Source organism: Streptomyces roseus (genome assembly GCF_001044425.1).
In the GTDB taxonomy this organism is placed as follows: Bacteria; Actinomycetota; Actinomycetes; order Streptomycetales; family Streptomycetaceae; genus Streptomyces; species Streptomyces roseus.
Genome location: NZ_LFML01000127.1, coordinates 28,852 through 46,857 on the forward strand (window position 1 = coordinate 28,852; position 18,006 = coordinate 46,857).

Here is an 18,006-nt window from a genome sequence, read left to right on the forward strand (position 1 = left end):
GTAGGCGTCACTGCTCTCGGGGACGTAGAACTCGGTGGCGCTCCGGCCGACGTACCAGGAGACGGTCTCCCTGCGGGACGACCCGGCCCGCCTTGACGTCGAACTCGTAGCTCTGGTCGGGCGAGGTGAGTTCGGTGCCGGCGCGGACGGCGGTGTACGCCGGGGCCGCCTCGGACGGGGTCGGGGCCGACGCGGTCGCGGCGGTCGGGGTCGGCGTTGTCGGGGTGGGGGTCCCGGCGACGGCCCCGACCCGGTCGGCGGCGCCGTCGTCCCCTCCGCCGTCGGCGTACGGGTCGATCAGCGCGAGGCCCCCGGCGGCGCCGAGCAGCAGGGCGGCGGCGGCCACTGCCGCCGTACGGCCCCGCCGGCGCCCGGCCTCCGGAGCCCGTCTGCGCCCGCGCGGCCGCAGGTCCGGGGCCGGGCCGGGCGCGGGAACGGGTGCGGCACGCGGGGCGGTCACCGTGTCCGCCGCGTCGAGGGCGGTGGCGGGCGCGGCGCCCGCGCCGTCGGGCGGCGCCGCGGATGGGTAGGCACCGGCGTGGCGGCGGAGCTCGGTGGTGACCTGGTGCGGCAGCCAGTCGTCGCCGAAGCGCAGCTCCCCGCCGACCGCGGGGTGGGCGCGTACCGCCTCGATGACCTGGGCCGTGCTCGGCCGGTGCGCCGGGTCCTTGGCCAGGCAGTGCCACAGCAGCGGCCGCAGCTCGGCCGGGACCGCATCGAGGTCCGCCTCCTCGTGCACCACCCGGTACAGGGCCGCGGGCTCGGGGCCCGCGCCGAAGGGCGGCACGCCCCCGGCCACGTACGCGGCGAGCGCACCCAGTGCGAAGACGTCCGTGGCCGGGCCCGCCGGCCGGCCCAGCGCCTGCTCCGGGGCCATGAAGGCGGGCGTCCCCACGCGCAGTCCGGTGCCGGTCTGCGCGCCGGCGTCCGCGGCGCGCGCGATGCCGAAGTCGATGACGCGCGGTCCGTCCGCGGCGATCAGGACGTTGGCGGGCTTCAGGTCGCGGTGGACCACGCCCGCCCGGTGGATCTCCTGGAGCGCCTCGGCGATGCCGGCGACGAGCAGCAGCACGGTGCGCACGGGCAGCGGGCCGTACGCGTGCACCGCCTGCTGGAGCGAGGGGCCGGGGACGTACGCGGTGGCCAGCCACGGGGTGGGGGCGTCGGCGCCCGAGTCGAGGACCTGGGCGGTGAAGAGCCCGTGGATGCGCTGCGCGCTGGCCACCTCCCGGGCGAACCTGCGGCGGAACTCGGGGTTCCGCGAGTTCGGGCCGGACCACCTTCAGCGCCACCGGGCGGCCGCCGGGGGTGTGGGCGAGGTAGACGCGACCCATCCCGCCGACGCCGAGCCGCGCGACCACGCGGTAGCCGCCCACTTCCCGGGGATCGTCTTCGGCGGGCGCCCGGAGGTGACGCGGGGCGGTACCCGGGGGTGGTGTCGTCATGGTGGCTCTCCCGGGGACGGGGACGGGTGACGGGTGATGGATCGGCTGATGTGCGGTCGCCCGAACAGCCTCGGATGCTACCTGACTGTAATTTCCGTCAGGAATCGCGTCGTAGGTGTCATGCGCACCCAGGTAGGGTGTCGGCGTGGCGGACCGTCGAACAGCAATCATGGAAGGGGCCGCGCGGGTCATCGCCCGACGCGGCGTGCGCGGCCTGCGCGTGGAGGAGCTCGCCGCCGAGGCGGGCGTGTCCACGGCGTTGATCTACTACCACTTCAAGGACCGCGCCGGAATCCTGCGCGCGACCCTGGAGTTCATCAACGACCGGGCCGGACGCTACACCACGGAGCGGGAGCCCGACGCTCCCCCGCTGGACGCCCAGGGCGAGCTGGAGGAGACCCTCCTCCTCGAATTCCAGGACGGCCCCGAGGTACGGGAGAACAGCACGGCCTGGGGAGAGCTGCGGGCGACGGCCGTCTTCGATCCCGACCTGCGCGAGGACCTGGCCCGCGCCACGCTCGTCTGGGTACAGGAGGTGGGCGAGTTGCTGGGCCGGGTCCGGCCCATGGCGGGGGCCGCGGCGCTCGCCGGCGCAGCCGAGCGGCTGACGGCGCTGGTCGAGGGGCTGAGTTCGCGCTGGCTGAGCGGCAGCCTGCCCGTGGCGCACGCGCGCGAGCTGATGAGCACGGCCATCACGGCCGAGCTGCGGAACCTGGCGCAGCCGGGCGGGTGAGCCGCCCCGCCGTCCGAGCCGTCGAGCCCCCGCCTCCGGGCGGGGGCTTCTGTTCGCCCCGCGTCTTGACTGAATTTTCAGTCAATGACAGAGTCGGGCCATGAGCACCTCCCACGACCACAGCCGCTCCCTCCTCAGCCGCCTGTTCGGCTCCGCACAGCCCTCTCGCAGGCGCGTCCTCGGCGCCGCGGGCCTCGGAGCCGCGGGCGTGGCCCTGGGCTCCGTGGCGGCGGCCCCGCAGCGGGCGAGCGCGGCCACGCCGAGCCGCTGGGTGGACCGGGACGACGTACCGCACGCCCGTACCTGGATGTCCTGGCCGTCCCGGTCCTCCATCTGGGGCGGCCGGCGCCTGGCCGGGGTACAGCAGGACATCGCCCTGATCGCCCGGACCGTCGCCCGCTACGAGCCCGTGGTCCTGTGCGCCCCCGACGCGTACACCGCAGCCGGGGCCAGGTCCCTGTGCGGACCGGGGGTCACCGTGATCGACTCCATCCCCACGGACGACCTCTGGATGCGGGACATCGCACCGGTCTTCCGCCGTGACGGCCGCGGCGGGCTCGACGCCCTCGGCCTGGGCTTCAACGGGTGGGGCGGCAAGCAGACGCACGCCTACGACGCCGAGGTCGCCCGGCTCGTCGCCGACGACCTCGGCCTGCGCTTCAGCCGGGCGGAGTTCGTCGGCGAGGGCGGGGCGATCGAGACCGACGGCGACGGCACCGTCATGGCCACGGAGAGCAGCCTGGTCAACAAGAACCGCAACCGGGGCATGAGCAGGGCCGAGATCGAGGACGCCGTCCTGCACGCGTACGGCGCGGACAAGATGATCTGGGTCCCCGGCATAGAGGGCGAGGACATCACGGACGACCACATCGACGTGACCTCGCGCTTCGTGCGCCCGGGTGTGGTGATGGTGCAGGTTCCGCCCGCGGACCGCGACGACGTCTGGGCGCGGGACGCCCGCGAACAGTTCTCGATCCTCTCCCGCGCCACGGACGCCCGGGGGCGGCGGCTGCGGGTGATCCGGGTGGAGGGCCCCGACACGGTCCGCTCCAAGGACTCCCAGTTCGTGGACTCCTACCTCAACTTCCACGTGGTCAACGGAGCCGTCGTCGCGGCCCGGTTCGGTGACGCGGTGAAGGACGCGGCCGCCGTGCGCGCGCTGGCGGAGGCCTTTCCCGGGCGGGAGATCGTCCAGATCGACGTCGACCGGCTGATGGCGGGCGGCGGCGGGATCCACTGCTCCACGATGCACGAGCCGCTCCCGTAAGACCTCCGAGCACGGAAAGGGCGAGGCAGTATGCGACTGACACCGACCGAGCGGGACCGGCTGCTGATCTTCACCGCGGCGGAACCGGCCCGCGCCCGGCGCCGCCGGGGTGTGAAGCTCAACGTCCCCGAAGCGACCGCGCTCATCACGGACACCGTGTGCGAGGCGGCCCGGGACGGCCGCCGCCTCGCGGAGGCGATCGAGGCCGGGCGCGGTGTCCTCGATGCCGACGAGGTGCTGCCCGGCGTACCCGACGTGGTCACGGGCCTCCAGGTCGAGGCGGTGTTCGACGACGGGACGCGCCTGTGCGTCATCGACGACCCGTTCCGGCAGCGGGGTTCACTCGGCCTCGCCGCCCCCGGCGCGACCCTGCCCGGGGGCGGCGAGGGCTGCCGGGCCGCGGAACCGACGCTGCGCGTGCCGGTGCGCAACACCGCGACCGTGCCGATCAGCGTCTCCTCCCATTTCCACTCGCGGTGGAGCCCGCGGTCCTGGTGCTCGACGAGGCGGTGGCCGCGCTGGACGTCTCCGTACAGGCGCAGATCCTGAACCTGCTCGCCGACATCCGCGAACGGACGGGCATCGGCTACCTGTTCATCACGCACGACCTCGGGGTCGTGCGCTGCGTGACCGACGACGTCGTCGTCATGCGGCACGGCCGGATCGTCGAGGCGGGCCCGACCGCGCGGGTCCTGGCCTCGCCGGAGCATCCGTACACCCGGCTGCTGCTGGAGTCGGTGCCCCGGCCGGGCTGGGATCCGCGGGGCATCGCGGCGGCGCGCCGGGCGTTGTGAGGAGCCCGGTTCAGGGGTGGCGGCGTACGGCGGGCCCGGCGAGGCCCGCGACGAGGATGCGCACGGTCGCCTCCGGGTCGACTGCGGGGTCCAGGGACCGGAGCGCGGCGAGTCCGTCGGCGGCGGCCAGGGCCGTGCCCGGCGGGACGGGGTCGAAGGCCCCGGCGTGCTCGTCCGCCGGCACCTGGAACAGCCGTACGAAACACTGCCGCCGGCGCCGGTAGTCCCCGTCGACCGCGGCCCGGACCCGGTCGTCGTTCAGCGCGAACCAGTGGAGGGCGGAGTGCAGGCGTGAGAGGTCCTGGTCCTCGGGCTGCGTGAGGAGTCCGATCACGCGCTCGGCACGCTCGGCGAAGGAGCCGGGGCCGTCGACCGCGGCTTCCATCGGGCCGACCCACTCGGGGGCGATGTCCTCGACCACGCGCGCGCGGCGGGTCGCCGCCGCCCGCACCCTGCTCGCAGGCGAGGGTTTCGCCCGCTTCAGCACCTGCAACGTCAGCGCGCTCTGCGGGATCTCGCACGGAATGTGCCACTACCACTATCCACCCCTGGCCGATCGGAGAACGGTGATGAACGATCACGCTGCACCCAAGGCCCCTTCCCCCGGCAGAGCGCCGCGACGGACCCTGGACCGGCGCGGCTTCCTGACCGCGGCGGGCCTCGCGGCGGCGGGCGGCGAGGCCTTCGCGGCCGCTCGCCCCTCGGCACGGCCTGCGGCATCCGGCGGCTTCGCCGTCCCGCTCGACCCGGTCCGGCACACCCGTACATGGATGGCCTGGCCCGACGGCTCGGCCATCTGGGGACGGCAACTGGCGGGCGTTCAGGCCGACATCGCGCTCATCGCCAGGACCGTCGCCGCGTACGAGCCGGTGGTCGTCTGCGCCAACCCGGCGAGCGTCTCGAAGGCGAAGAGAGCCTGCGGGTCGGACGTCACGGTGATCGGCTCGATCCCCGTCGACGACTGCTGGATGCGCGACAGCGGGCCGGTGTTCCGTACGAACGGCGCGGGCCGACTCGACGCGGTCGGGCTGGGCTTCAACGGCTGGGGCAACCAGCAGACCCATGCGAAGGACGCCCTGGTCGCCTCGCGGATCGCGGCCTACGCCGGGGTCCCGTTCACCACCGCGTCCTTCGCGGGCGAGGGCGGCGCGGTGGAGACCGACGGTGCGGGACGCCAAGTCCACCCTCCAGCGGCTCTTTCCGGGGCGCACGGTCGAGCAGCTCGACATCGACCGCCTCGGCGGGGGCGGCGGCGGGCATCCACTGCGTGACCCAGCAACAGCCCGTGCCGTAACCCCGTCCAGGGCACGAGCCCGGGTGCCCCGGTCAAGAAATCACCGGGGCACCCCGCGGTGGGGCGCCGCACCGCGGCGACAAATCCACCTGCCGTCCCGCGCACCCCTTGTCATACTGCTCCGATGATCAACCTGCCTGCCGCCGCACTGGACTCGCTGTCCGGGCTCGCCTTCGGTGACGCCTTCGGGGACCGCTGGTTCGGGATCCTGCGGCGCGAGGGTCCGCAGGCGCTGGAGTCACGGATCCCGCCCCCGGAGCCGCTGTGGCGGTGGAGCGACGACACCGCTCAGGCGGTCGTCCTCGTACGGGAACTCGCCGAGGGCCGCGGCGCCGTCGACCAGGACCGCCTCGCCCTGCGCCTCGCCGAGGCCTACGCCGGCGACACCCACCGCGGCTACGGAGCCTCGATGCACGACGTGCTGCGCCGCATCGGCGCCGGCGAGCCCTGGCGGGAGGTGGTCGCCGGGCAGTTCGGGGGCCAGGGCTCCTGGGGCAACGGCGCGGCCATGCGCGTCGCCCCGCTCGGCGCCTGGCTCGCCGCCGACCTCGACGCCGTCGCCGAGCAGGCCGCCGCGCAGAGCGCGGTCTCGCACCACCACCCGGAAGCCGTCACCGGGGCCGTCGCGGTCGCCGTGGCCGCGGCACTGGCCGTCCGCAGCCGCGGCGGGGCCGCCCCGGCGCGACCGGAGTTCCTCGGGGCGGTCGCCGAGCGGCTCCCCGAGAGCGATGTCCGGTCCGGGGTGCGGATCGCCGCCCGGATGCGCCCGCACACCTCGGTCCGCCACGCCGCGCAGGTGCTGGGCTCCGGCTACCGGATGTCGGGGCCCGACACCGTCCCGTACGCCCTGTGGTGCGCGGCGGGGCACCTCGACGACCTGCGGGAGGGGCTGTGGCGTACCGTCGCCGGCCGCGGCGACATCGACACCACCTGCGCCATCGCGGGCGGGGTGATCGCCGCCCGCACGGGCGTCACCGGCCTCCCGCCCGCCTGGCGCGCCGCCCGCGAGCCCCTGCCCCCGGACATCCCGGAGCGGGAACCCGCCACGGGGCCGGCCGGCCTCCCGGGCGCGTAGGCCTGCGCCCCGGGGAGCCCGCGGTGCATTGCCCTTCATCCGGCGGGTGATGACCGCCTGCGCATCACCACGGCACCACGCCGGCGTCGTCGAAGAACGCGCCGGTCGGGCCGTCGTCGGGCAGGGTCGCCAGTTCGACGGCGATCGCCGCGCCCTGTTCGGGGGTGCGCACGCCCCGGAAGCCGTTGAGGTCGGTCGCGACGTAGCCGGGACAGGCGGCGTTGATCAGGATGTTCGTGCCGCTCAGCTCCAGGGCGTACTGGAGGGTGACGGCGTTCAGGAACGTCTTCGACGGCGCGTACGCCGCGGCCACCAGACCCGTCGTCCGCTCGGCATCGGCTCCCGACTGCCGGGCGAGGGAGCCGACGCTGCTGGACATGTTCACGATCCGCGGCGAGGCGGAGCGGCGCAGCAGCGGCAACATCGCGTTGGTGACGCGGATGACGCCGATCACGTTGGTCTCCACGACCGTCCGGATGACGGCGGGACCGACCCGGGTGGGGTCCTGCGGCATGGCGCCGGTGATGGCGGCGTTGTTGACGAGCACGTCGAGGCGCCCGGCCCGCTCCTCGACCAACCGTGCGGCGGCGGTGGCGCTCGCGTCGTCGGTCACGTCCAGCGGTACGCCGAACGCGTCGGCGCCGGCCGCGCGCAGTGCGTCCACCGCGGCCTCACGGCGCCGATCGTCGCGGGCGCCGACGCCGACGCTCCAGCCGAGGGCTCCCAGCCCCGCGGCGATCTCGTAGCCGATTCCCTTGTTCGCGCCGGTGACCAGCGCAATCGTCCGTTCGCTCATGGGGACGATGCTGCCCCGGGGACCGGTGGCGGGTCCAACACCCATCGGGTGGGCAGCGATACCGTCAGGGTATGGATCTGGAGTAGCGTGGCCGCATGGAGACGCGGGAACTGCGGTATTTCGTCGCCGTCGCCGAAGAGCTGCACTTCGGGCGCGCCGCGCAGCGGCTCGGGATCGCGCAGCCGCCGCTGTCCCGGGCGATCCGGCAACTCGAACGCCGGCTCAAGGCGGTGTTGCTGGATCGGACCAGCCGCACGGTCACGCTGACCGAGGCCGGCCGTGTGCTGTTGGTCGAGGGCCGGGCGGCCCTCGACGCGGTCGACGCCGCGGAGCGCCGCACCCGCCGCGCCGCCCTTTCCGCGACCGGCCGTCCCGGCCTGGTCCTGGTGACGAAGGCCAGCGCGTCCACGGAGCTGCTGGCGAAGCTGCTCGACGCGTACGCCGCCGAACCCGACGCGGTCCCCGTCGAGGTCATCCTGAGCGGCCCGGCCGAGCAGCGGCGCCTGCTGTGCGAGGGCCGGGCCGACGTGGCGCTGCTGCACCGGCCGTTCGACTCGGCGGCCGGCTTCCACACCGAAGAGCTCACAACGGAGGGCCAGGTCGTGGTCCTGCCGGCCGGGCATCCGCTCGCCGCCCGGGCCCATGTGCACATGGCGGACATCACCGGGCTGCCCGGCCTGCCCCTGCCCCGCTGGCCCGACCCCGACGGCACCTACCCGCCCGGCCCGGGCCCGCAGGTCCGCGATTTCGCCCAGTTGTTGCAGCTCGTCGCGCTCGGCCGTGCTTGCGCGGTCTCCCCGGAGTCGTGCCGGGCCCAACTGCACGGCGACCTCGCCGCCGTGCCCGTGCTGGACGCGCCGACCGTCACCACCGTGATCGCCTGGCCGCCGCACAGCCGGTCCAGAGCCGTAGCCGACCTCGTCCGGACCGCGACACGTCTCTCGTAGTCCCCACATCGAACGCCGGGCCGGGCAGGAGTGACGGTGACGTCGTCGGCCGCACGGTCCTCAGCGGCGGACCCGGGGCATTCCCAGGCCGATCCACGAGATGATCTCGCGCTGGATCTCGTTGTTGCCTCCGCCGAAGGTGAAGATGACCGCGCTGCGGTAGCCGCGTTCGAGTTCGCCGTGCAGGACCGCGCCCGCCGAGCCGTCCTTGAGGGAGCCGGCCGCGCCGACGACCTCCATCAGCCAGGCGTACGCGTCGCGGCGGGCCTCGGAGCCGTAGACCTTGACGGCGGAGGCGTCCTGCGGGGTGAGGGTGCCGTTCTGGACGGCGTTCACCATCTGCCAGTTGAGCAGCTTCATCGCGTCGAGGCGGGCGTGGGTGCGGGCCAGGCGGCCGCGGACCCAGCCGAGGTCGATGACCCGGCGGCCGTCGGCGAGCTTGGTCCGCGCGGCCCAGCGCTGGACGTCGTGCAGGGCCCGGATGGCCATGGTGCCGTGGGCGGCGAGGGTGACGCGCTCGTGGTTGAGCTGGTTGGTGATCAGGCGCCAGCCCTTGTTCTCCCGGCCGACGCGGCGGCTCGCCGGGACGCGGATGTCCTCGTAGTAGCTGGCGGTGGTGTCGTGCGAGGCGAGGGTGTTGATGAGGGTGCAGGAGTAGCCGGGGTCGTCGGTCGGCACGAGGAGCATGGTGATGCCCTTGTGCGCGGGGGCCTGCGGGTCGGTGCGGACGGCGAGCCAGACCCAGTCGGCGGTGTCCCCGTTGGTGGTCCAGATCTTCTGGCCGTTGACCACGTACGTGCCGGTCTCCTCGTCGCCCTCGCGGACGGCCTTGCACTTGAGGGCGGCGAGGTCGGTGCCCGCGTCCGGCTCGCTGTAGCCGATGGCGAAGTCGATCTCGCCGGAGAGGATGCGCGGGAGGAAGTACGCCTTCTGCTCGTCCGTGCCGAACTGCATGATGGTCGGCCCGACCGTGTTGAGCGCCATCAGCGGCAGCGGTACGACGGCCTGCGCGGCCTCGTCGAAGAAGATGAACTGGTCCATGGGCGACATCCCGCGGCCGCCGTACTCCTTCGGCCAGCCGACCCCGAGCCAGCCGTCCGAGCCCAGCTTGCGGATGGTCTCCCGGTAGAAGCGCTTCTGGGCGGCGGGGTCCTCGTAGCGGGCGTAGACGTCCTCCGGCACCAGCTCGGCGAAGTAGGCGCGCAGCTCGGTGCGCAACTGCTGCTGCTCAGGCGTGTATTCGAGGTGCACGGCCCCTCCGGGTGTCTCGCGGTCCAGCCGGTAGCTGTGGTGGCGGCGCACACAGTAGAACGTGTTCCAAGAAGGGGGAAGGGACCGCGGACGGGCGTTTGCGCCGACCGGCGGCGGGGCGGCGGTCCGCGACCCGCCCTCGGTGCGATGCCCTCGGTGCGATGCCCTCGGTCCGGCGCCGCCGTCCCGGCGCCCTCAGTCCAGCGCGGTGATCATCGCCGCGGCCGTCGCCGCCATCGCCGTGCGGGCCGCCGTCAGGTAGGGCCGGGGGTCGGCCGGGGTGAGGTGGGTGCGGATCGCCTCCGTCATGGCCACGTTCAGCGCCGTGCCGATGTTGACCTTGCGGATGCCGCCCGCCACCGCCGCCGCGAGCTCCGCGTCCGGCAGCCCCGAGGAGCCGTGCAGCACGAGCGGCACGTCCACGGTCTTGGCCAGCCTGGCCAGCAGGGCGTGGTCCAGCTCGGCGGTACGGCTGGTCATCGCGTGGCTGCTGCCGACCGCCACGGCCAGGGCGTCGACCCCCGAGTCGGCGACGAACCGCCGGGCCTCGTCCGGGTCCGTACGGGCCCCGGGCGCGTGCGGATCCAGCGGCGCGGCGCCGTTCTTCCCGCCCACCTCGCCGAGCTCCGCCTCGATCCACAGTCCGTTGGCGTGCGCCCAGTCGGCCGCGGAGCGGGTGGCCTCCAGGTTCTCCGCGTACGGGAGCTGTGCGGCGTCGTACATCACCGAGCTGAACCCGGCGTCCGCCGCCCGCCGGAGCAGGTCGGGGCTCTTGACGTGGTCCAGGTGCAGCCCGACCGGGACCGCGGCGGCCTCCGCGCACGCGGCGGCGGCCCGCGAGATGGGCAGCAGCTGCCCGCCGCGGAACTTCACCGCGTTCTCGCTGAGTTGGAGGATGACGGGCAGGCCCACCCGCTCCGCCCCGGCCACCACGGCCTCGGCGTGCTCCAGCGTGATGATGTTGAACGCGGCGACGGCGCGGCCCGCGGCGGCCGCGTCCAGCACGAGCGTGCCGGCGGAGACCAGGCTCATCGGACCGCCTCCTCGCCGGCGGTCAGGATCACCGAGCGGGTCAGGTTGCGCGGCTGGTCCGGATCGAGGTCCTGGTGCGCCGCGACCGCGATCGCCAGCCGGTGGACCCGTACGAGCTCGGCGAGCGGGTCGAGCCGCCCGGCCACCCACTGGCCTCCGGTGGCCCTCACCTGCTCCGCGAGTCCGGCGGGCGCCTCGCCCAGCGACCAGGTGAGGGTGCCGGGCCCGGTGACGCTGATCGGCCCGTGCCGGTACTCCATCGCCGGATACGACTCGGACCAGGACAGGGAGGCCTCGCGCATCTTCAGGGCGGCCTCGTGCGCGAGGCCCACGCTCCATCCCCGGCCCAGGAAGGTGAACTGGCCGCGGTTCGCCGACTGTTCGGGCAGCGGCTCGGTGAGCGCGGTCCGGGCGTCGGCGACGACGGCGGGGGTGTGCAGGCCGAAGTGGGCGCGCAGCAGGGTCAGGGCGGTGGTCGCGAAGCGCGTCTGCACGACGGACTGCTCGTCGGCGAAGTCGAGTACGACGAGTTCGTCGGCGAGGGTCATCACCGGGGTCGCCGGATCCCCGATGACGGCCGTCGTGCGCACCCCCGTGTCCCGCAGCCCTGACAGCAGGTCGAGCACCTCGGTGGTGGTGCCGGAGCGGGTGAGCGCGACGACCCGGTCGTAGCGGCGGTGCAGGGGGAACTCGGAGGCGGGGAAGGCGTCGGTCTCGCCCTGGCCCATCTCCTCGCGCAGGGCGGCGGCCGCCTGGGCCATGTAGTACGAGGTCCCGCACCCGACGATCGCGGTACGCTCCCCCGGCCGCGGCAGCGACGCCTTGTGGGCCGGGGCCAGTTCGGCGGCCCGCTCCCAGCACTCGGGCTGCGTGCCCAACTCGTACGCGACGTGGCTCATACCGGCTCCCTGGCGTGGTGGGTGCAGTTTCCTGCAAGGTATAGGCCCCTTTCACGCAACTTCAAGCACCCGGAGGGGTTGATCTCCTGGGCTAATGTCGACGCGTAGGCCGTTGGAGCACACCCGAGGGGGTCGATCGCCGTGGGGTCCATGACCCGCAAGGAGCGCTGGCAGACACTGCTGGACCTGCTGGTGGAGCGGGGCGAGCTGGAGGTGGAGCCGACGGCGGAGGCGCTCGGCGTGTCCGCCGCGACCATCCGCCGCGACCTCGACCAGCTGGCCGAGCAGCAGCTGCTGGTCCGCACGCGCGGCGGAGCGGTGGTGCACGGGGTCAGTTACGAACTCCCCCTGCGCTACCGCACCTCCCGCCGCGCCGCCGAGAAGCACCGGATCAGCGAGGCGGTGGCGCAGCTGATCGCCCCGGGCGAGGTGATCGGCCTGACGGGCGGTACGACGACCACGGAGGTGGCCCGGGCGCTGGCCGGCCGCCCGGACCTGGCGGCCGGCTCCCCGGCGCTGACGGTGGTCACCAATGCCCTCAACATCGCGGGTGAACTCGTCATCAGACCGCAGTTCAAGATCGTCCTGACGGGCGGGGTGGCCCGTCCCCAGTCGTACGAGCTGACGGGCCCGCTGGCGCAGCAGGTACTGGGACAGCTGACGATGGACACGGCGGTGGTCGGCGTGGACGCCTTCGACCCGGCGGACGGCGCGGCGACCCGCCACGAGGACGAGGCGGCGATGAACCGCCTGCTGTGCGAACGGGCCCGCCGGGGGGTGATCGCGGCGGACTCCAGCAAACTCGCGGTCCGTGCCTTCGCCCGCATCTGCCCGACCCGGTCGGTCGACGTCCTGGTCACGGACACGGGCCTGCCGGACCGGGTCGCGGCCGAGTTCGAGGCGGCAGGGGTGGAGGTACGGCGGGTCTGAGGGCCGGCCCTGGCCGCGTCCCTGCCCGAGACCGCGTCCCTGCCCGAGACCGCGTCCCTGCCCGTGACCGCGTCCCTGCCCGTGGCCGTGACCCCTCGGCCCGAGCCGCCCCTGGCCGTGCCCCTGGCCCTCAGTGCGTCGGAAGCCGCCCCGCCTCCCGCGCCAGGGCCGCCAGGATCGGTGCGATCAGGGGGTGGGACTCCGCCCCGCGGCGGGTGGCCGCGAAGACCCTGCGGGTGGGGGTCGCGCCCGACACCGGGCGGACCTGGACCTCCTTGAGGTCCATGCCGCGCAGCGCCGAACGCGGGACGAGGGCCACCCCCGCCCCGGCGCCCACGAGGGCCGTGACGGCGCGGAAATCGTCCGAGGAGTGCACGAACCGGGGCTGGAAGCCCGCCAGTTCGCAGGCGAGCAGGGTCACGTCGTGGCACGGGTTCCCGGGGTACTGCCCGACCCAGTCCGCGTCGCAGAGGTCCGCGAGCGGGACTTCGGGCAGGTCGGCCAGCGGGTGTCCCGAGGGGAGCACCGCGTCGAAGGGCTCCGCGTACAGCGGGAGCACCGACAGGCGGCCGTCGTCGGCGCCCGGGGCGCCGCGGTACTCGACGGCCAGCGCGAGGTCGGCCTCGCCGTCGAGCAGCAGCGGCAGGCTCTGGTCGCCCTCCGCGTCCCGTACGCGCAGGCGGATGCCGGGATGTTCACCGGCCAGCCGGGCGATCGCGGGGGCGAGCACCTCGGCGATGCCGGTCGCGAAGGCGGCCACCGTCACCTCGCCCGCCGCGCCTCCCGCGTAGGCGGCGAGTTCGGCCTCGGCGCGCTCCAGTTGGGCGAGGACCTCGTGGGCGTGGACGAGCAGGATCTCGCCGGCGGCCGTCAGCCGTACGCCGCGCCCGCTGCGGGTCAGCAGGGCGTGCCCGGTCTCCTGTTCCAGCGCCGCGAGCTGCTGGGAGACGGCGGAGGGGGTGAGGTACAGGGCTGCGGCCGCGGCGGTCACCGTACGGTGGTCCGCCACGGCCCGCAGGATGCGCAGCCGGCGGGGGTCGATCACCCCACCATTCTCGCAGGTGGAGTGAGTCGCCCCGGCCGCCCGGAGCCGCCGGGCGGCCGGGGCACGCCGGGTTCGGCGGCCCTCAGGCCTGCGTCGCCGCCAGGGCCGCACGGGCGTCGGCGAAGGCGGCCACCGCGCGCTCCACGTCCGCCGTCGAGTGGGCCGCCGAGAGCTGCACTCGGATGCGGGCCGCGCCCATCGGGACCACCGGGTAGGAGAAGCCGATCACGTAGACGCCGCGCTCCAGCAGCAGCTCCGCCATCTTCGCCGCCTCCGCCGCGTCGCCGATCATCACCGGGGCGATCGCGTGGTCGCCGGGGAGGATCTCGAAGCCGGCCTCGGTCATCTTCGTGCGGAAGAGCGCGGTGTTGGCGGCGAGCCGCTCGCGCAGGTCGCCCGCCGACTCCAGCAGGTCCAGGACCTTCAGGGAGGCGGCGGCGATGACCGGCGCGAGGGAGTTCGAGAAGAGGTACGGGCGCGAGCGCTGGCGCAGCAGCTCGACGATCTCGGCGCGGGCCGCGACGTAGCCGCCGGAGGCGCCGCCGAGGGCCTTGCCGAGGGTTCCGGTGATGATGTCGACGCGGTCCATGACCCCGTGCAGCTCCGGGGTGCCGCGGCCGCCGGGGCCGACGAAGCCCACCGCGTGCGAGTCGTCGACCATGACCATGGCGTCGTAGCGCTCGGCCAGGTCGCAGATCTCGGCCAGCGGGGCGACGTAGCCGTCCATGGAGAAGACGCCGTCGGTAACGATCAGCTTGCGCCGCGCGCCGCCCTCGGTGGCCTCCTTCAGACGGGCTTCGAGCTCGGCCATGTCGCGGTTGGCGTACCGGAAGCGGCGGGCCTTGCAGAGGCGGATGCCGTCGATGATCGAGGCGTGGTTGAGGGCGTCGGAGATCACCGCGTCCTCGGCGCCGAGCAGGGTCTCGAAGACGCCGCCGTTGGCGTCGAAGCAGGAGGAGTAGAGGATCGTGTCCTCCTGGCCGAGGAACGAGGACAGGCGCGCCTCCAGCTCCTTGTGCACCTCCTGCGTACCGCAGATGAAGCGTACCGAGGCCATGCCGTAGCCCCAGCGGTCGAGCGCGTCCTTCGCCGCGGCGACGACCTCGGGGTGGTCGGCCAGGCCCAGGTAGTTGTTGGCGCAGAAGTTGAGGACCTCACCGGGGGCGCCGCCCGCGGTGACCGCCACGGCCGCGTTCTGCGGGGTGCCGATGACGCGCTCGGGCTTGTGCAGGCCCGCGGCGCGGATCTCGTCGAGGGTGGTGCGGAGGTCTTCGCGTACGGACTCGAACATGGGGTTCGGCTTCTCCTTGTGCGGCGGAGTCGTGCGGCGGACGAAGGGGCCGGGCCCCGCGGAGGGGGGGGAGGGTGGGCGGGGCCCGGCCGGAGGGAGATGGTTCGGTGGGAGGGGGCGGGGGGCGGAGCGCCCTACGCCGTCCAGTCCAGGATGATCTTGCCGCTGCGGGCGGTGGCCGCCTCGTCGAACGCGGCCTCGAAGTCACGGTGCGAGTAGCGGCCGGTGATGACCGGGCTCAGGTCCAGCCCGCCCTCCAGCAGCACCGTCATCGCGTACCAGGTCTCGAACATCTCACGGCCGTAGATGCCCTTGATCGTGATCATCGAGGTGACGACCTTCGCCCAGTCCACCGGGAACTCCTGCGCCGGCAGGCCCAGCATGGCGATCCGCCCGCCGTGCGTCATGTTGTCGATCATGTCGCGCATGGCCTCGCCGCGGCCGGACATCTCCAGGCCGATGTCGAAGCCCTCGCGCAGGCCCAGCTGCGCCTGCGCGTCGGCGATCGTGGCCTTCGAGACGTCGAGTGCGAGCGTGGCGCCGGCCTTGCGGGCGATGTCCAGGCGCTCGGGGCTGACGTCGGTGATGACGACGTTGCGCGCGCCGGCGTGCTTGGCCACGGCCGCCGCCATGATGCCGATGGGGCCCGCGCCGGTGATCAGCACGTCCTCGCCGACCAGCGGGAACGACAGCGCCGTGTGCACGGCGTTGCCGAACGGGTCGAAGATCGCCGCGACGTCCAGGTCCACGGCGGTGCGGTGCACCCACACGTTCTGCGCGGGCAGGACCACGTACTCCGCGAAAGCGCCGTCGCGGCCGACGCCGAGGCCGACCGTGCTGCGGCACAGGTGGCGGCGTCCGGCCAGGCAGTTGCGGCACTTGCCGCACACCAGGTGGCCCTCGCCGCTGACCAGCGCGCCGAGCTCGATGTCCCGTACGTCGGCACCGACCGCGGCGACCTCGCCCACGAACTCGTGGCCGAGCACGAGCGGGGTCTTGACGGCGCCCTGCGCCCAGCCGTCCCAGGAGCGGATGTGCAGGTCAGTGCCGCAGATGCCGGTGCGCAGCACCTTGATCAGCACGTCGCCGGCGCCGTACTCGGGCTCGGGGACGTCCATGAGCCACAGCCCGGGCTCGGCCTTGTGCTTGACGAGTGCCTTCATGGGAGTGGCTCCAGGCATGCGGAGGGGACGCCGCAACCACGGATGCGGGTGCGACGGATCGACAGGCACCAATCTGCCGAGCGCGGAGGTGATCAGTCCATCGAGGATTTCTTAAGCGGGTCGACAGCCCAGCTTCACGCCTATGCTCCTCACGTGAAGGGCTGTGGCCTGGGCAGGGGCCCGCGGCCGGGGCAGGGAATGGGGAGGTGAGGGGCGTGCCGAGTCTGCGCAGCAGGGCGCTGTCGGTCGCGCTGGTCGCGGCGGGGCGGCGAAGACGGTTCGCGACGGCGGAGGCGGTGCGCGCACGGGTGGCGGAGACGGCCCGCCGGCCGGCCTCGCACCTGCCGCCGCGCTCGCTGGGCCGCGTCGCCGACGTCTCGCGCACCTTCGTCGGTGCCTGGCCGGTGTACGACGCCTCGCCGCGCGGGATCGAGCCCGCGGCCCAGGTGCTGTACGTGCACGGCGGCGGGTACATCAACGAACTGGTCCGGCCGCACTGGTCGATGATCCGGACCCTGGTGACGCAGGCGCGGGCCCGCGTCGTCGTACCGGCGTACATCCTGGCCCCGCGGGGAACCGCCGACCGGACGGTTCCGGTGGCCGCGGACCTGCTCAGCGGGCTGATCGCGAGCGGCGGAGCGGGCGGCACGGTCCTCGTCGGGGACGCCGCGGGCGCGGGGCTGGCGCTGGCCGCCGCCCAGCGCCTGCGCGACCGTACCGGGGACCAGCCCTCGCGGATCGTACTGATATCGCCCTGGCTGGACCTGACCATGAGCCACCCCGACCAGGCGGCGATCGAGGCGGCCGACCCGCTCCAGGCCCGGTCGGGGCTGCTGGAGGCGGGCCGCCTGTACGCGGGCACCCTGGCCACCGACGACCCGCGGGTGAGCCCCTTGCACGGATCGTTCGCGGCGCTGGCCCCGATGACCGTGTTCACGGGCACCCGGGACGTGCTGACCACCGACAGCCGGGAGCTGCTGCGCCGGGCCCGCGCGGACGGCGTCGAGGTGGAGTTCCACGAGGAGCCGGGGCTGCCGCACGGGTACCCGCTGCTGCCGGTGCCGGAGGGGCGGGCCGCCCGGGACCGGATCGTCGAGCTGATCAGGTCCGCCGCCGAGGAGTGACGCCGGGCCGCGGTGCCGGGGCGGACGCCGTCATGCCGTGCAGGTCATCAGCGAGCTGATCGGCCAGGCGCGGTACGCCGTCCAGTACGCCTCGTCGCGCGCGCCCTCCGCGGGCGGGGTCCGGTTCGGCTGCCAGCCGACCGTGGAGAACCCCGCCTCGACGGCGGCTTCGGCGAAGTCGGCGTGCGCCCACTCGCGGAACTCGAAGTCGGCCGGGGGCCGGGTCAGGAACTGCGCCTTGAGCAGCGGCGCATCGCCTTCCAGGACGCGGTCGACGATCCGGACCCCGTACGGCGACCAGTCGACGTGCGGGTACGCGCCGGCGTTCGGCACGATGGCCAGCAGCCGGCCGCCCTCGCGCAGGTTGGCGCGGATGGACCGGAACATGGCGTGCAGGACGGACCGGTCGGCGGCCTGGTTGAACAGGTAGACGGCGGTGGCCAGGTCGAAGGGGCCCATCTGCGGCAGCCGGGCCGCGTCGGCGACGACGTACTCGACGGCAGGGGCCGCCCCGGCGCCCTGACCGGCCCCTGATGCCGCGCCCCCGGCATCCCGCACGCCCTCCGTCACCGCCCCGCCCGCCGCACCGGCCGCGTCCGCCGCGCCCACCGGACGTACGGCGCCCACCGCGTCCTCCAGCGCGCCGACGCCGCCCCCGCCGATCACCCCGTGCGCGCGGGCCAGCCGGATCATCTCCTCCGACACGTCCACGCCGACGGCCCGGCGGGCCCCGCCGCGCGCCAGCAGCCGCGTGTTGTAGCCGTATCCGCAGGCCAGGTCGATGGTGTCGAGCCCGTGCACCCCGCCGAGCGCGTCGAGCGCTCCGAGCAGGGTGTGGGTGTCGGCCGCGGCGTAGGCCGCCGCGGTCCTCGCCTCCACGAAGCGCTCGCCGATGGTGTCGTAGTGGAACCGCATGCTCT

At 74.2% G+C, this 18,006-nt stretch carries 18 protein-coding genes and 1 pseudogene; 9 read left to right on the top strand and 10 right to left on the bottom strand.

The annotated features are described in order from the left end of the window. Positions 1–7: 7 nt before the first annotated feature. Positions 8–1,225, bottom strand: a complete 1,218-nt coding sequence (locus ACS04_RS40555) for a protein kinase domain-containing protein (RefSeq protein WP_053081008.1) — start codon at positions 1,223–1,225, stop codon at positions 8–10. 389 nt (positions 1,226–1,614) lie between these two features. Between ACS04_RS40555 and ACS04_RS29160 the strand changes: the two genes are divergently transcribed. The 4 genes and pseudogenes from ACS04_RS29160 to ACS04_RS29175 all read left to right on the top strand — a co-directional run bounded on the left by ACS04_RS29160 (position 1,615) and on the right by ACS04_RS29175 (position 4,239). Continuing rightward, positions 1,615–2,178: a TetR/AcrR family transcriptional regulator gene (locus ACS04_RS29160; RefSeq protein ID WP_048479804.1), complete on the top strand. Its 564-nt coding sequence runs from the start codon at positions 1,615–1,617 to the stop codon at positions 2,176–2,178. Positions 2,179–2,278: 100 nt separating this feature from the next. Next, positions 2,279–3,445 carry an agmatine deiminase family protein gene (locus ACS04_RS29165; RefSeq protein ID WP_048479805.1) on the top strand — a complete coding sequence of 389 codons (1,167 nt, stop codon included), beginning with the start codon at positions 2,279–2,281 and terminating at the stop codon, positions 3,443–3,445. Between the two features lie 30 nt (positions 3,446–3,475). Beyond that, positions 3,476–3,916, top strand: a pseudogene (ureA, locus tag ACS04_RS29170) (urease subunit gamma); the annotation flags it as partial. Between the two features lie 23 nt (positions 3,917–3,939). Continuing rightward, complete coding sequence (locus ACS04_RS29175) at positions 3,940–4,239, top strand: ABC transporter ATP-binding protein (protein WP_398024062.1); 300 nt, start codon at positions 3,940–3,942, stop codon at positions 4,237–4,239. A 10-nt stretch (positions 4,240–4,249) separates the two neighbouring features. On the opposite strand, the gene ACS04_RS29180 is transcribed toward ACS04_RS29175, so the two are convergent. Then, entirely contained in the window at positions 4,250–4,660 is a 411-nt protein-coding gene (locus ACS04_RS29180) for a hypothetical protein (RefSeq protein WP_158977628.1), read from the bottom strand. Between ACS04_RS29180 and ACS04_RS29185 the strand changes: the two genes are divergently transcribed. Together ACS04_RS29185 and ACS04_RS29190 are read left to right on the top strand one after the other, a co-directional pair. Continuing rightward, entirely contained in the window at positions 4,647–5,510 is an 864-nt protein-coding gene (locus tag ACS04_RS29185) for an agmatine deiminase family protein (RefSeq protein WP_245236595.1), read from the top strand. The two genes, ACS04_RS29180 and ACS04_RS29185, sit on opposite strands and share 14 nt — an antisense overlap. A 147-nt stretch (positions 5,511–5,657) precedes the next feature. Then, complete coding sequence (locus ACS04_RS29190; RefSeq protein ID WP_048479807.1) at positions 5,658–6,608, top strand: ADP-ribosylglycohydrolase family protein; 951 nt, start codon at positions 5,658–5,660, stop codon at positions 6,606–6,608. 64 nt (positions 6,609–6,672) lie between these two features. On the opposite strand, the gene ACS04_RS29195 is transcribed toward ACS04_RS29190, so the two are convergent. After that, positions 6,673–7,404: an SDR family NAD(P)-dependent oxidoreductase gene (locus ACS04_RS29195; protein ID WP_048479808.1), complete on the bottom strand. Its 732-nt coding sequence runs from the start codon at positions 7,402–7,404 to the stop codon at positions 6,673–6,675. Positions 7,405–7,499: 95 nt separating this feature from the next. Between ACS04_RS29195 and ACS04_RS29200 the strand changes: the two genes are divergently transcribed. Further along, complete coding sequence (locus ACS04_RS29200; RefSeq protein ID WP_048479809.1) at positions 7,500–8,351, top strand: LysR family transcriptional regulator; 852 nt, start codon at positions 7,500–7,502, stop codon at positions 8,349–8,351. 60 nt (positions 8,352–8,411) lie between these two features. Here ACS04_RS29200 and ACS04_RS29205 read toward each other — a convergent pair whose 3' ends face one another. The 3 genes from ACS04_RS29205 to ACS04_RS29215 form a co-directional block, all read right to left on the bottom strand. Beyond that, the gene (locus ACS04_RS29205) at positions 8,412–9,602 is read right to left on the bottom strand and encodes an acyl-CoA dehydrogenase family protein (protein WP_048479846.1); all 1,191 of its coding nucleotides are present in this window, start codon (positions 9,600–9,602) and stop codon (positions 8,412–8,414) included. Positions 9,603–9,797: 195 nt separating this feature from the next. Beyond that, positions 9,798–10,634: a class II fructose-bisphosphate aldolase gene (locus ACS04_RS29210; protein ID WP_048479810.1), complete on the bottom strand. Its 837-nt coding sequence runs from the start codon at positions 10,632–10,634 to the stop codon at positions 9,798–9,800. Beyond that, positions 10,631–11,533, bottom strand: a complete 903-nt coding sequence (locus tag ACS04_RS29215; RefSeq protein WP_048479811.1) for an SIS domain-containing protein — start codon at positions 11,531–11,533, stop codon at positions 10,631–10,633. Before ACS04_RS29215 ends, ACS04_RS29210 begins: the two co-directional genes overlap by 4 nt. 150 nt (positions 11,534–11,683) lie before the next feature. On the opposite strand from ACS04_RS29215, the gene ACS04_RS29220 reads away from it, so the two are divergent. Then, positions 11,684–12,463: a DeoR/GlpR family DNA-binding transcription regulator gene (locus ACS04_RS29220; RefSeq protein WP_048479812.1), complete on the top strand. Its 780-nt coding sequence runs from the start codon at positions 11,684–11,686 to the stop codon at positions 12,461–12,463. Between the two features lie 130 nt (positions 12,464–12,593). Here ACS04_RS29220 and ACS04_RS29225 read toward each other — a convergent pair whose 3' ends face one another. The 3 genes from ACS04_RS29225 to tdh form a co-directional block, all read right to left on the bottom strand. Continuing rightward, a complete protein-coding gene (locus tag ACS04_RS29225; RefSeq protein WP_048479813.1) occupies positions 12,594–13,508 on the bottom strand; it encodes a LysR family transcriptional regulator in 915 nt (304 codons plus the stop codon). Positions 13,509–13,590: 82 nt separating this feature from the next. Further along, positions 13,591–14,799 carry a glycine C-acetyltransferase gene (locus ACS04_RS29230; protein WP_048479814.1) on the bottom strand — a complete coding sequence of 403 codons (1,209 nt, stop codon included), beginning with the start codon at positions 14,797–14,799 and terminating at the stop codon, positions 13,591–13,593. 134 nt (positions 14,800–14,933) lie between these two features. Then, positions 14,934–15,962: an L-threonine 3-dehydrogenase gene (gene tdh, locus ACS04_RS29235; protein ID WP_048479815.1), complete on the bottom strand. Its 1,029-nt coding sequence runs from the start codon at positions 15,960–15,962 to the stop codon at positions 14,934–14,936. 215 nt (positions 15,963–16,177) lie between these two features. Between tdh and ACS04_RS29240 the strand changes: the two genes are divergently transcribed. Next, on the top strand, positions 16,178–17,086 hold the full coding sequence (locus ACS04_RS29240) for an alpha/beta hydrolase fold domain-containing protein (protein WP_048479816.1): 909 nt from the start codon (positions 16,178–16,180) through the stop codon (positions 17,084–17,086). A gap of 30 nt (positions 17,087–17,116) precedes the next feature. Here the strand turns inward: ACS04_RS29240 and ACS04_RS36840 are convergent, their stop codons facing one another. Beyond that, positions 17,117–18,001 (bottom strand): class I SAM-dependent methyltransferase, encoded by an 885-nt coding sequence (locus ACS04_RS36840; RefSeq protein ID WP_048479817.1) that lies wholly within the window; start codon positions 17,999–18,001, stop codon positions 17,117–17,119. Between the last annotated feature and the right edge of the window lie 5 nt (positions 18,002–18,006).

Excerpts from the sequence above, each read along its gene's own strand:
- ACS04_RS29200 (WP_048479809.1), top strand. The coding sequence starts at position 7,500 with ATGGAGACGCGGGAACTGCGGTATTTCGTCGCCGTCGCCGAAGAGCTG.
- ACS04_RS36840 (WP_048479817.1), bottom strand. The coding sequence starts at position 18,001 with ATGCGGTTCCACTACGACACCATCGGCGAGCGCTTCGTGGAGGCGAGG.
- ACS04_RS29160 (WP_048479804.1), top strand. The coding sequence starts at position 1,615 with ATGGAAGGGGCCGCGCGGGTCATCGCCCGACGCGGCGTGCGCGGCCTG.
- ACS04_RS29215 (WP_048479811.1), bottom strand. The coding sequence starts at position 11,533 with ATGAGCCACGTCGCGTACGAGTTGGGCACGCAGCCCGAGTGCTGGGAG.
- ACS04_RS29185 (WP_245236595.1), top strand. The coding sequence starts at position 4,647 with ATGTCCTCGACCACGCGCGCGCGGCGGGTCGCCGCCGCCCGCACCCTG.
- ACS04_RS29210 (WP_048479810.1), bottom strand. The coding sequence starts at position 10,634 with ATGAGCCTGGTCTCCGCCGGCACGCTCGTGCTGGACGCGGCCGCCGCG.
- ACS04_RS29190 (WP_048479807.1), top strand. The coding sequence starts at position 5,658 with ATGATCAACCTGCCTGCCGCCGCACTGGACTCGCTGTCCGGGCTCGCC.
- tdh (WP_048479815.1), bottom strand. The coding sequence starts at position 15,962 with ATGAAGGCACTCGTCAAGCACAAGGCCGAGCCCGGGCTGTGGCTCATG.
- ACS04_RS29230 (WP_048479814.1), bottom strand. The coding sequence starts at position 14,799 with ATGTTCGAGTCCGTACGCGAAGACCTCCGCACCACCCTCGACGAGATC.
- ACS04_RS29195 (WP_048479808.1), bottom strand. The coding sequence starts at position 7,404 with ATGAGCGAACGGACGATTGCGCTGGTCACCGGCGCGAACAAGGGAATC.
- ACS04_RS29165 (WP_048479805.1), top strand. The coding sequence starts at position 2,279 with ATGAGCACCTCCCACGACCACAGCCGCTCCCTCCTCAGCCGCCTGTTC.
- ACS04_RS29220 (WP_048479812.1), top strand. The coding sequence starts at position 11,684 with ATGACCCGCAAGGAGCGCTGGCAGACACTGCTGGACCTGCTGGTGGAG.